Below are 12362 nucleotides of genomic sequence, written 5' to 3' on the forward strand. Positions count from 1 at the left end.
CCCGTCGGTGCGCTCGTAGCCTCTCGGCCATGACGGAGCGCGTGGACGGCACGGACGAGGCGGACCTGCTCGAGGAGCACGGCGAGCGGCACCTGGCGGACGGCGCCGTGCTGCTGCGCCGTACCGGCTCGAGGCTCGAGGTCGTCTTCAACCGGCCGGAACGGCACAACGCCTTCACCAGCGCCACCTACGAGGCGTTGCTTGCGGTGTGCGCGGGGCTCGCGGACCGCCCTGACGTCCGCACCGTCGTCTTCCGCGGCGCGGGCGGGCGCGCCTTCGCGGCCGGCAACGAGATCTCGGAGTTCGTCTCGCTGACCGAGGGCGCCGACGGGGTCGCCTACGAGGCGAAGGTCGGCCGGGTGCTGCGGGCGGTCGCCGAGCTGCCGCAGGTGACCCTCGCCGCGGTCGACGGGATCTGCGTGGGCGGCGGACTGGCGGTGGCCACGCACTGCGACCTGCGGGTCTGCTCCGAGGGGTCGCGGTTCGGCTACCCGATCGCGCGCACCCTCGGCAACGCCCTGTCGGCGTTCATCGTCTACCGCTGCGCCGCGGTCTTCGGCGAGTCGCTGACCCGGGAGATGCTGCTGACCTCACGGCTGGTCACCGCCGAGCGGGCGTACGCCGTCGGCGCGGTGATGGCGGTGCTCCCCTCCGAGGAGCTCAACGCCGAGGTGGACCGGGTCGTCGACGGGATCGAGGCCGCCGCGCCGCTCACCCTCGCCGCGACGAAGGAGCAGCTGCTGCGCCGCTCCGACGCGATCGAGGCGTCGCCGGCCGACGACCTGGTCCGGCTCGACAAGGTCTACGGCAGCGCGGACTTCCGGGAGGGCGTGCGCGCCTTCCTGGCGAAGGAGAAGCCCCGGTTCGGGCGCCTGTGACTCCTGAGGCCCGCTGAGGCCACCGGGACAGGGTGTTTGCTGCGGGGGGCGCCGGGTACGTCCGGGCTGTTCAGCTTCAGCAGGCAGGCTGAGCGCCACTCAGCACGTCAGGAGCACACATGGACATCGGAGCAAGCTTCAACCGGGCATGGGAAGGGTTCTTCGGGTTCCTCCCGAACCTTCTCGGCTTCATCCTGCTCATCGTCATCGGGTACGTCGTCGCCAAGATCGTCGGCAAGGCAGTGCAGAAGCTGCTCGAGAAGGCCGGCCTGGACCGCAAGCTGCACGAGTCGGACGCCAACCGCTACGTCGAGATGGTCATGGCCGGTGCGAAGCCGTCCCGGGGCATCGGCCGCGTGGTGTTCTGGCTGATCCTCGCGTTCTTCGTCTTCACCGCGGTCGGGGCGCTCGGCATCCCGGCGCTCACCGTCTTCATGAACGACGTCCTCGCCTACCTGCCGAACATCATCGCCGCGATCGTGATCTTCGTGGTCGCCGCCGTCCTCGCGGGCGCGGTCGCCGCCGGTGTCACCCGGGTCATGGGCGACACCCCCACCGGCAAGATCGTCGCCTCGATCCTCCCGGCACTGGTCATGGTGATCGCCATGTTCATGATCCTCGAGCAGCTGAAGATCGCCGAGGAGATCGTCCGCATCGCGTTCGCCGCGACCATGGGCGCCCTCGCCCTCGGCCTGGCGCTCGCCTTCGGTCTCGGTGGCCGTCCGGTCGCCCAGCGCATGCTCGAGGACGCCTACCGCAAGGGCCAGGAGCACAAGGACCAGGTCAAGCACGACTTCGCGACCGGTCGTGACCGCGCCGAGCAGGACGCGCACTCCGTGCGCGCGTCGGCCGGCGGCTCGTCGTACGACGCGGGCTACGGCTCGGGCTCGACCTCCGGCTCCGGCTCGACGTACGGCTCGAGCTCGACCTACGGGTCGACCGACCCCGGGTACGACGACCCGGCCCGGACCCAGCAGTGGTCCGCGCCGGAGGGCAACCCCGACCAGCGCTACTGAGCGTTCGGCCATGATGGAGGCGTCCCGGTTCGTCCGGGGCGCCTCCGTCTGTGTTGTGTGCGGCCGCTGTGCTGCGGGGCGGCCGATCGCGGTCGACGGGCCCGCCCGGTTTGTCGGTGTCGAACGATAGGTGTGGAGCATGAGCAGCTGTCACTTCGTCCCCCCGTACCTCCTCGACGCGATCGCGTCCGCCCACGTCGACGCCGACCTGGCCCGCTGCGGCCACGCCACGCTCGCCGTCGACGAGGGGCTGCGGTCGCGGAGGCTCACCCCGCCGCCGATGGTCGAGGGCGTCCCGCAGAGGGTGACACTCGCGGAGGAGGACGCCTGGACGGTCCACACCGCGGCCAACGGCTCCGAGCTGCCGGGATCCCCGGTGCGCTCGGCGGGGGAGCCGGTCTCCGGTGACGCCGCGGTCGACGAGGCCTACGCCGGCGTCGAGGCGTCGGTGGCGCTGTTCGCCGAGGTGTTCGGCCGCACCTCCTACGACGGCAGGGGCGCGCCGGTCATCGCGACCGTGCACTACGAGCGCAACTACGACAACGCCTTCTGGGACGGCCGCCAGCTCGTGCTCGGCGACGGCGACGGGCGGGTCTTCGACCGCTTCACGAAGCCGGTCGAGGTCCTCGCGCACGAGTTCGTGCACGCGGTCACCCAGTACACCGCAGGGCTCGCCTACCGGGGCGAGCCCGGTGCGCTGAACGAGTCCATGTCGGACGTCTTCGCCGCCTGCGTCAAGCAGCGGCTGCGGGGGCAGACCGCCGCGGAGGCCGACTGGCTGATCGGCGAGGGGCTGTTCCTGCCCGTTGTGGCGGCGCGCGGGCTGCGGTCCATGGCCGCCCCCGGCACCGCCTACGAGGACCCGGTGATCGGCCGTGACCCCCAGGTCGGCCACATGGCGTCGTACGTCGACACCACAGAGGACAACGGCGGGGTGCACCTCAACTCCGGCATCCCCAACCGTGCCTTCCACCTCGTCGCGACCCGACTCGGCGGGTACTCCTGGGAGCGGGCCGGCCGACTCTGGTTCGACGCGCTCACCTCGTCCGCGGTCGGCCCGGACGCCGGGTTCGCGGAGTTCGCCCGTGCCACCGTCGCGGCCGCCGGCGACGACCGCGGGCTGCGCGACGTGGTGGGGCGGGCCTGGGTGGAGGTCGGTGTGCTGGAGCCTGCGGCCGCCGGGGGAGCGGCCGGCGCCCCCGCTGGTGCCGGGGCCGAGGGTGGCGTCGGCGCTGCGGGTGGCGAGGCCGGTGCGGAGGAGGTCGTCGAGGTGACCCGCTCCGGAGGGTTCGCCGGGCGGACCGTGCACGCCGCGGTGTCCACGACCGGGGAGGACCCGCGGGCGGCGGAGGTGCGTGCGCTGGTCTCCCGGATCGACCTCGGTGCGGTGCGCCCGAGCCCGCCGCAGCCGGACCGGTACGTCTACTCGTTCGCCGTCGGGCACGCCGTGGTCCGGGTGCCCGAGCAGGACCTCACCCCGGACCTGTCCCGGCTGGCCGCGCTGGTGCTCGACGACCTCTGAGCGACCGGGTTTCAGTCGAAGACGCGGTGCACCTTGTGCTGCGCGGCCTGGGCGCGCGGGCGGATCACCAGCTCGTCGACGTTCACGTGCGGCGGCCGGGTGACCACCCAGCCGATCGCGTCGGCGATGTCCTCGGCGACCAGCGGCTCGGCGACACCGGCGTAGACCGCGTCGTACTTCTCCTGGTCACCGCCGAAACGCTTGAGCGAGAACTCCTCGGTCTTCACCATGCCCGGCGCGATCTCGCTGACCCGCACCGGCTGGTCGTAGAGCTCGAGGCGCAGCGTCTCGGTCACCACCTGGGTGCCGTGCTTCGCGGCGGTGTAGCCGGCGCCGCCCTCGTAGGCGATCCGCCCGGCGGTCGAGCCGACGTTGACGATGGTGCCGGCGCCGCTGGCGACGAGCGCGGGGAGCAGCGCCTTGGTCACGTTCAGCACGCCGATGACGTTGACCTCGTACATCGCCCGCCAGTCCTGGGGGTCGGCCTGCGCCACGGGGTCTGACCCGACGGCGCCGCCGGCGTTGTTGACGAGCACGTCGAGCCGCTCGCCGACCCGCTCCGCGAGCGCGGCCACGTCCTCGGTCGAGGTCACGTCGCAGCGCACCGCCGTACCCCCGATCTCCGAGGCGAGCGCCTCGACCCGGTCCGCACGCCTCGCGGCGCAGAACACGTGGAACCCCTCGGCGGCGAGGCGGCGGGCGGTGGCCTCACCGATCCCGCTGCTGGCTCCGGTGACGACGGCGACCTTGTTCGATGGCATGGCGCCGATTCTCCCACCGCGCGCCAAGGTCGCCCAGAGCGGTGTGAACCGGGACTCGTTGACCGAGGACGGGGTGGAAGGGGCACACTGCTCCCCATGAACCCGAGCAGAGTCGCGTCCCTGGCTGCCCTGGTGGGCGGCGTGAGCTGGTCGGTGGCTGCCCTGCTGGCGTGGGGCGACACCACCGTCGAGGCCGGTCCGGCCGGCCTCCTGGTCTGGTTCGGCGCCGCTGCGCTGGTGGTGTCCCTGGGGGCGGCCGGGTACGCGCTCGTCGCGACCGCCCCGGTCTGGCTGCGGGCGCTGGTGTCCGTGGCGACCCCGGTGCTGGTGGCGATGGTCTGGACCCTGGTCGCCGACGCTCTCGGGGCCGAGTACCTGTCCGCGCTGGTCGGCGCGCTCCTCGCGCTCGCGAGCGGGGCCCTCGGCCTGCGTCGGGGCCGGTCCGCGGCTCCGGTCGAGCCCGCCCCGGTGCGCGGTCGCCGCGCCGACCGCGGGAGCCGCGGAGCGCGCGCCGCCCGCTGACACCCGCGTCGCGCGGGGGGAGGGGCGCTGTCGGCGGGCGCCCGAGTCGTCGCAGCGGCCGAGGGCGCTGCCGGCGGGCGCCCGGGTCCGGTGCGCAGGTGGCCTGGACCGGTCCCGCCGCTCGGCGCTCGTGCCCGAGCTCACTTTGGCATAGGTAAGCCTTGCCTAATATGCTCGGCCGGTGCGACCCGTGCAGGCCGACCTCTCGGTGCCCTTCGTCGCCCGGCTGGCCTCCCACGGTGACCGGGCCGCGCTCGTGACCCCCGCGGGCACGGTCACCTACTCCGAGCTCGCCGCGCGGGTCGCCGACGTCGCCGACCGGCTCGGCCCCACCCGCCGGCTCGTCCTGGTCGCGGGCGCCAACGAGGTCGACCCGATCGTCACCTACCTCGCCGCCCTCTCCGCCGGCCACCCGGTGATCCTCGTGCCCGGCGACAACCCCGGGAACCTCGCCGCCGTCCGGGACGCCTACGACCCCGACGTGGTCCACGACGCCGCCGGCCTGGTCGAGCGGCGTGACGGCACCGCCCACGAGCTGCACCCGTCGCTGGCGCTGCTGCTCTCCACGTCCGGGTCCACCGGGTCCCCGAAGCTGGTCCGGCTGTCCGCGGAGAACGTCGAGGCCAACGCGGCCGCGATCGCGAGCTACCTCGGGATCCGACCCGAGGACGTCGCGGCGACCACGCTGCCCATGCACTACTGCTACGGGCTCTCGGTGATCAACAGCCACCTCCTCGCGGGCGCCTCCCTGCTGCTCACCTCGCTGTCGGTGGTCGACGCCTGCTTCTGGGAGCAGTTCCGCACCCACCGGGCCACGACCCTGGCCGGCGTGCCGTACACCTTCGACATGCTCGACCGGGTCGGCTTCGCGGACATGGACCTGCCCTCGCTGCGCTACGTCACCCAGGCCGGCGGCCGGCTCGCGCCGGGGCGGGTGCGCCGCTACGCCGAGCTCGGCCGGCGGCGCGGCTGGGACCTGTTCGTGATGTACGGGCAGACCGAGGCCACCGCGCGGATGGCCTACCTGCCGCCCGACCTCGCACTCCGGTCGCCGTCCGCGATCGGCGTCCCCGTTCCCGGCGGCTCGTTCAGCCTCGAGCCGCTGCCGGAGATGCCGCTCGCGCGCGACGGTGCCGTGGACGTCGGCGAGCTCGTGTACGACGGGCCCAACGTGATGCTCGGGTACGCCGAGACGCCGGCCGACCTCGCGCTCGGACGGGTGGTCGCCTCGCTGCGGACCGGCGACGTCGCCCGTCGTACCGCCGACGGCCTGTACGAGGTGATCGGCCGGCGCAGCCGGTTCGCGAAGGTGTTCGGGCTGCGGATCGACCTCGACGAGGTGGAGCGGGTGTACGCCGACGAGGGCGTCGTGGCCTGCTGCGCCGACGGCGACGACCGGCTGGTCCTGGCCGTGTCCACGCAGGCCGCCCCGGTCGACCCCGACCGGGTCGCGGCGATCGCGAAGGCGCACTTCGGGCTGCCGCGGGGCGCCGTCGAGCTGTGCGCGGTGCCCGAGGTACCGCGGCTGCCCAACGGCAAGCCCGACCACCGCGGCATCGTGGCGCTCGCGGCGCACCGCCCGCCGACTGCCGCGAGCCCGGGCTCCTCGGCGGGCGCCGACGCGGCCGGTCTCCGCGCGCTGTACGGCGGCGTGCTGAACCGCTCCGAGGTCGCCGACGACGACACGTTCGTGACCCTCGAGGGCGACTCGCTGTCCTACGTGGAGATGTCGCTCCGGCTGGAGGAGGCCCTCGGTCACCTCCCCGCCGGCTGGCACGTCACGCCGATCGGGGAGCTGGCGCGGGCCGCGGCGGACGCGCGGGCCGCGGCGGATGCTCGGGCCGCCGGTCCCGGACCGGGCCGTCGGACCGGGCTCCTGGGCCCGGTCGGCCGACGGCTGTCGGGTCGCGCCGGACGGCTCCGCTCGCTGGAGGCCAACGTCGCGCTCCGCGCCCTGGCGATCGTGATGATCGTGGGCTCGCACGCCAACCTGTTCGTGCTGCTCGGCGGCGCGCACGTGCTGCTCGGGGTGGCCGGGTTCAACTTCGGCCGCTTCCACCTGACCACGGCGCCGCGACGCGACCGGGTGCGGCACCTGCGCACGAGCGTCGCCCGGGTGGCCGTGCCGTCGGCGGTCTGGATCGGCCTGGTCGCCGCGTTCACGCCCGGGTACTCGTGGACCAACCCGCTGCTGCTCAACGGGGTGCTCGGCCCGCGGGCGTGGACCGAGCCCGCGTGGCACTACTGGTTCATCGAGGCGCTCGTCTACACGCTGCTCGCCCTGACCCTGATGATGGCGCTGCCGCTGGTCGACCGCGCCGAGCGCCGCTGGCCGTTCTGGCTGCCGATGATGCTGGCCGGGCTCGGGCTGCTCACCCGGTACGAGGTCGTCACCGTGATGGGCGGCGACGTCATCCACCGCGCGAACGTGGCGTTCTGGCTGTTCGCGCTGGGCTGGGCCACGGTCAAGGCGACCGCACCCTGGCAGCGCGTGCTGGTCTCGGCGTCCGTGCTGGTGACCGTCCCCGGGTTCTTCGACGACCCCGCCCGCGACGCCCTGGTCGCGGCCGGCCTGCTCGCGCTGGTGTGGGTCCGTGCCCTGCGGGTGCCGGCCTGGGCCGCCCGTGCGGCGGGGGTGCTGGCGAGCGCGTCCCTCTACATCTACCTCGCGCACTGGCAGATCTACCCGCACCTCGAGGACCGGTTCCCGCTGCTCGCCACGGTCCTCGCCCTGCTCGGCGGGATCGTGCTCTGGCAGGTGGCCGAGCGCGCGACGGACCGGCTGGCGCCGTACCTGGGCCGCGCCCGTGGGCTGCTCCGCCGCCGGGCGGGTGCCGTACGCCGGGCGGCACGGCGCCGTACGCCGGGGCCGATTGAGCCGGTCCGGAACCGGGTAACCGGGTAGTCGGTGAAATAAGAACCTCTCACCGATGGTTGCACCGTCGGAGGTATGCCCATCTTGGAAGCCGCACCCATGCACGCGCCGCGCCCGCTTCACGGCCGGGTCGCCATGATCAGCCTGCACACGTCCCCGCTCGACCAGCCCGGCACGGGCGACGCCGGCGGGATGAACGTCTACGTGATCGAGCTGGCCAAGCGCCTCGCCGCCCGCAACGTCGCGGTGGAGATCTACACGCGTGCCACGTCCTCGCACCTGCCGCCGGTCGTCGAGGCCGTGCCCGGTGTCCACGTGCACCACGTCCACGCCGGCCCGTTCGAGGGGCTGAGCAAGAGTGAGCTGCCCGGTCAGCTGTGCACGTTCGCGCGGGAGGTGCTGCGCGCCGAGGCCGGTCACGAGCAGGGCTGGTACGACCTCGTGCACAGCCACTACTGGCTCTCCGGCCAGGTCGGCGCGCTCGTGCGCGACCGGTGGAGCGTGCCGCTCGCGCACTCGATGCACACGATGGCGAAGGTCAAGAACGCCGCGCTCGCGATCGGGGACACCCCCGAGCCGATGGCGCGGGTGATCGGCGAGGAGCAGGTGGTCGAGGCCTCCGACATGCTCATCGCGAACACCGACATCGAGGCCAAGCAGCTGGTCAACCTGTACGACGCCGACCCGACGAGGGTCGAGGTGGTGCACCCGGGCGTGGACCTCGACGTGTTCCGGCCGGTCGGCCAGGCCGCGGCGCGGGGCCGGCTCGGGCTGCCCGCCGACGCGCACGTGGTGATGTTCGCCGGGCGCATCCAGCCGCTCAAGGCTCCCGACGTGCTGCTGCACGCGGTGTCGGTGCTGCTCGAGCGCGACCCGTCCCTGCGCCGCAACCTGGTGGTCCCCGTGGTCGGCGGCCCCTCCGGCACCGGCCTCGAGCACCCCGAGTCGCTCGCGCAGCTCGCCGCCGCCCTCGGCCTCGACGACGTGGTGCGCTTCGTGCCGCCGGTCGCGCAGTCCACGCTGGTCGACTGGTACGCCGCGGCGAGCGTGGTCGTGGTGCCGTCGTACAACGAGTCGTTCGGCCTGGTCGCCGTGGAGGCACAGGCCACCGGCACCCCGGTCGTGGCCGCGGCCGTGGGCGGGCTGCCGACCGTGGTCCGCGACGGCGTGTCCGGCCTGCTCGTCGAGGGGCACGACCCCGCCGACTACGCCCGGTCGATCGAGCGGGTGCTCGGCGCCCCGGCCTACCGCGCGCGGCTGTCCCGCGGCGCGGTCGAGCAGGCCGCGAGCTTCGCCTGGGAGCGCACCGCCGACCGCACGCTCGACGTGTACCGGCAGGCCAGCACGGCGATGCGGCTAGACCTCGAGGGGAGCCGGGCATGACCGAGGCCGCAGGGCGCACGGGCACCGAAGGCCGCGGGACCGACCGCGCGGAGGCGGCGCAGACCCTCCGCGAGGTGTTCGACGCCCACGAGCTGGAGTGGAAGGAGATCGAGGACGGGGTCTTCACCGTCGTCCTCCCCGGCGAGAAGAAGCTGCAGACGCCGTGCCGCTTCGACGTCGGCTCACACGCGCTCGGGGTGCACGCGTTCGTCGCCCGCCGACCCGACGAGAACCACGAACGCGTCTACCGCTGGCTGCTCGAGCGGAACCTCAAGATGTACGGCGTCGCCTTCGCCGTGGACCACATGGGCGACATCTACCTCGACGGTCGGCTGCCGCTGTCCTCGGTGACGCCGGAGGAGATGGACCGGCTGCTCGGCGCGGTGCTGTCCTACGCCGACGAGTCGTTCAACACGATCCTCGAGCTCGGGTTCGCGACGTCGATCCGCAAGGAGTGGGCCTGGCGCAAGGCGCGCGGGGAGTCCACGAAGAACCTCGAGGCCTTCCGCGGCTGGCTCGAGAAGGACGAGGACCCCTCGCCCGCGTCCCCCTCCACCCCCCGTTGAGAGGTCACTCGTTCGGCGTTCAAGCGTCACTCGTGAGGCGTCGAGGCGTCAGTCGTTCCGGTCCGGGCGGTGGCGACGGCCGCTGACGCCGTACGGCGGCCGCACGACTGACCTCTCAACGGCGCACGACTGACCTCTCAACGCCGCACGACTGACCTCTCAACGGGGGTGGGGGTCAGACCTCGAACTTGTAGCCGAGGCCGCGCACCGTGACGAGGTAGGTCGGCTGCGCCGGGTCCGGCTCGATCTTCGCCCGCAGCCGCTTCACGTGCACGTCGAGCGTCTTCGTGTCGCCCACGTAGTCCGAGCCCCAGACCCGGTCGATGAGCTGGCCGCGGGTCAGCACCCGCCCCGTGTTCCGCAGGAACATCTCGAGCAGCTCGAACTCCTTCAGCGGCAGCTTGGTGTCCGTGCCACCGACCGAGACGACGTGCCGTTCGACGTCCATCCGCACCGGCCCGGCCTCGAGCGTCGGCGGCGCCAGGTCCGGCTCGATGCCGCGCCGCAGCACCGCCCGGATCCGGGCCACGAGCTCGCGCGGGCTGTAGGGCTTGGTGACGTAGTCGTCGGCGCCGAGCTCGAGCCCGACCACCTTGTCCACCTCGCTGTCCTTGGCGCTGACCATGATCACCGGGACGTTCGACGACTGCCGGATCTGCCGGCACACCTCGGTCCCCGGCATCCCGGGCAGCATCAGGTCGAGCAGCACGATGTCCGCACCCGCCCGGTCGAACTCGGCGATCGCATCCGGACCGGTGGCGGCGATCCCGACCTCGAACCCTTCCTTGCGGAGCATGTAGGCGAGTGCGTCGCTGTAGCTCTCTTCATCCTCGACGACGAGTACGCGGGTCAAGGGGTGGCCTCCTGGCTCGTGGTGGGACGTTCATGGTGGGTACGACGGGGGAGGGAGAGGGTGAACGAGGACCCCTGTCCCTCGACGGACCAGACCCGGACCTCACCGCCGTGCGACGCCGCGACGTGCTTGACGATGGAGAGCCCGAGGCCGGTGCCCCCGGTGGAGCGGTGGCGGGCCGGGTCGACCCGGTAGAACCGTTCGAAGATCCGGTCGAGCTCGCCGGCGGGGATGCCGATGCCCTGGTCGGTGACGGTGATCTCCACCATCATGTCGGCCTCCTTCGCGCCGACCACGACTTTCGAGCGCTCGGGGGAGTAGGCGATCGCGTTGGCGACCAGGTTGCCGACCGCGACCGCGATCTGGCCGGCGCTGCCCAGCACCTCGAGCCCGGGCTCGCCGTCGTGCACGACCTTGATCTGCTTGGCCTGCGCGTCGATCGCGGAGGTGTCGACCGCCCGCTCGATGATCTCGTCGACCTTGACCGCCGCGGGCTCCTCGAGCGGGTCGTCGCCCTGCAGCCGGGACAGCTCGATGATCTGCTGGACGAGCCGGGACAGCCGCTCGCTCTCGGTCTGCATCCGTCCGGCGAACCGCTCGACGGCCTCGGGGTCGCCGGACGCCTCCAGCACCGCCTCGGCGAGCAGGTTGATCGCGCCGACCGGGGTCTTCAGCTCGTGGGAGACGTTCGCGACGAAGTCCCGCCGGATCGCCTCGACACGGCGCTCGCGGGTGCGGTCCTCGACGAGCGCCAGGACCAGCCGCGAGCTCAGCGGCGCGACCCGCGCGGTGACGTGGATCGGCTGCGACATCCGGCCCCGCGACAGCACGAACTCGGTCTCGCGGATCTGCCCGTCGCGCCGTACCTGCCGGACCAGCTCGGCGAGCTCCTCGACCGCGAGGGCGTTGTCGCGGACCAGGCCGAGGGCGTACGCCGGCGCGGAGGCCTTGAGCACCTCGTCGTTCTCGTCGACGACCAGGGCGCTGCTGCGCAGCACGCTGAGCACGGTCGCCACGCCCGCCGGAACGGCAGGGGAGGAGTGCTCGGCGATCCGCCGCTGCTGGTCCTCGCTGATCCGCCACGCGAGCACGACGCCACCTCCGAGCACCGCACCGAGCAGCGCGAAGAGGAGGGCCTGGGTCGTCTGGTCCACACGCTGATCGTACGCAGACGCTCACCCCCCGTTCGTCCACGCAGGACGCCGCGACCGGCCAGTTTCGGCATCTGTTCACCTCTAGTTCATGGCGCATCCCCAACTGGACACCCGTACTTACTACGGTGGGGGCATGCGTGATGTGTACTACGACCAGCTGGACGGGATCATCGACGAGCTCGTGACGATGACCCACCAGGTCCAAAGCGCCGTACGGCGCGCGTCCCAGGCCCTGCTCGAGGGCGACGCGGAGGTGGCGGAGGACGTCATCTCCCGCGACGCCGAGATCGACGCCGAGCGCGAACGGATCGAGGAGAGGAGCTTCGAGCTGCTCGCGCTCCAGCAGCCCGTGGCCGGGGACCTGCGCATGCTCGTCGCCGCGCTGCGGATGGTCGCCGACCTCGAGCGGATGGGCGACCTGTCCGTCCACGTCGCCAAGGTGGCGCGGCTGCGCGTGCCCGGCACCGCCGTCCCCGAGGCGATGGTGCCGACCATCGCGCGGATGGCCGAGGTGGCCCAGGACATGGTCGGCAAGGTCGCCGACATCATCGCCGAGCGCGACGTCGACGCCGCCTACGCGCTCGAGCAGGCCGACGAGGAGATGGACTCGCTGCGCAGCTCGTCGTTCCGGAAGATGCTCGGCGACGACTGGGAGCACGGCGTCGAGCCGGCCGTCGACATCGCCCTGCTCGGCCGCTACTACGAGCGCATCGCCGACCACGCGGTCTCGCTCGCACGCCGGGTGGTGTACCTGGTCACCGGCCAGAACCCGCACATGCTCGACGCCTGAGCCTTTCGAGATGGCCACGGGCCGCCCGGCGCTTTGCCATAG

The 12362-nt window shown here is 72.9% G+C and carries 11 protein-coding genes; 8 read left to right on the forward strand and 3 right to left on the reverse strand.

Annotated features, from left to right (window positions below):
- The first annotated feature begins 29 nt into the window (after nucleotides 1–29).
- The 3 genes from K1X13_RS09265 (at nucleotide 30) to K1X13_RS09275 (ending at nucleotide 3416) form a co-directional block, all read left to right on the forward strand.
- Nucleotides 30–878, forward strand: a complete 849-nt coding sequence (locus K1X13_RS09265; RefSeq protein WP_225914922.1) for an enoyl-CoA hydratase — start codon at nucleotides 30–32, stop codon at nucleotides 876–878.
- 119 nt (nucleotides 879–997) lie between these two features.
- The gene (locus K1X13_RS09270; RefSeq protein ID WP_221024815.1) at nucleotides 998–1894 is read left to right on the forward strand and encodes a mechanosensitive ion channel family protein; all 897 of its coding nucleotides are present in this window, start codon (nucleotides 998–1000) and stop codon (nucleotides 1892–1894) included.
- Between the two features lie 139 nt (nucleotides 1895–2033).
- Nucleotides 2034–3416: a protealysin inhibitor emfourin gene (locus K1X13_RS09275; RefSeq protein WP_221024816.1), complete on the forward strand. Its 1383-nt coding sequence runs from the start codon at nucleotides 2034–2036 to the stop codon at nucleotides 3414–3416.
- Between the two features lie 11 nt (nucleotides 3417–3427).
- On the opposite strand, the gene K1X13_RS09280 is transcribed toward K1X13_RS09275, so the two are convergent.
- Entirely contained in the window at nucleotides 3428–4177 is a 750-nt protein-coding gene (locus tag K1X13_RS09280) for an SDR family oxidoreductase (RefSeq protein ID WP_221024817.1), read from the reverse strand.
- Between the two features lie 96 nt (nucleotides 4178–4273).
- On the opposite strand from K1X13_RS09280, the gene K1X13_RS09285 reads away from it, so the two are divergent.
- The 4 genes from K1X13_RS09285 (at nucleotide 4274) to K1X13_RS09300 (ending at nucleotide 9523) form a co-directional block, all read left to right on the forward strand.
- Nucleotides 4274–4699, forward strand: a complete 426-nt coding sequence (locus K1X13_RS09285) for a hypothetical protein (protein WP_221024818.1) — start codon at nucleotides 4274–4276, stop codon at nucleotides 4697–4699.
- A gap of 181 nt (nucleotides 4700–4880) precedes the next feature.
- Nucleotides 4881–7604 carry an AMP-binding protein gene (locus K1X13_RS09290; RefSeq protein ID WP_221024819.1) on the forward strand — a complete coding sequence of 908 codons (2724 nt, stop codon included), beginning with the start codon at nucleotides 4881–4883 and terminating at the stop codon, nucleotides 7602–7604.
- 45 nt (nucleotides 7605–7649) lie between these two features.
- Nucleotides 7650–8957 (forward strand): D-inositol-3-phosphate glycosyltransferase, encoded by a 1308-nt coding sequence (gene mshA, locus K1X13_RS09295; RefSeq protein WP_225914923.1) that lies wholly within the window; start codon nucleotides 7650–7652, stop codon nucleotides 8955–8957.
- Nucleotides 8954–9523, forward strand: a complete 570-nt coding sequence (locus K1X13_RS09300) for a type III secretion system chaperone family protein (protein WP_221024820.1) — start codon at nucleotides 8954–8956, stop codon at nucleotides 9521–9523. The genes mshA and K1X13_RS09300 overlap by 4 nt, the downstream gene beginning before the upstream one ends.
- A 175-nt stretch (nucleotides 9524–9698) precedes the next feature.
- Here the strand turns inward: K1X13_RS09300 and K1X13_RS09305 are convergent, their stop codons facing one another.
- Nucleotides 9699–10376 (reverse strand): response regulator, encoded by a 678-nt coding sequence (locus K1X13_RS09305; protein WP_221024821.1) that lies wholly within the window; start codon nucleotides 10374–10376, stop codon nucleotides 9699–9701.
- Nucleotides 10373–11530 (reverse strand): sensor histidine kinase, encoded by a 1158-nt coding sequence (locus K1X13_RS09310; RefSeq protein WP_221024822.1) that lies wholly within the window; start codon nucleotides 11528–11530, stop codon nucleotides 10373–10375. The genes K1X13_RS09305 and K1X13_RS09310 overlap by 4 nt, the downstream gene beginning before the upstream one ends.
- Before the next feature lie 133 nt (nucleotides 11531–11663).
- Between K1X13_RS09310 and phoU the strand changes: the two genes are divergently transcribed.
- Nucleotides 11664–12320, forward strand: a complete 657-nt coding sequence (phoU, locus tag K1X13_RS09315) for a phosphate signaling complex protein PhoU (RefSeq protein ID WP_221024823.1) — start codon at nucleotides 11664–11666, stop codon at nucleotides 12318–12320.
- Nucleotides 12321–12362 lie beyond the last annotated feature (42 nt).

This window comes from Nocardioides jiangsuensis (assembly GCF_019679455.1).
GTDB classification, from domain to species: Bacteria; Actinomycetota; Actinomycetes; order Propionibacteriales; family Nocardioidaceae; genus Nocardioides_C; species Nocardioides_C jiangsuensis.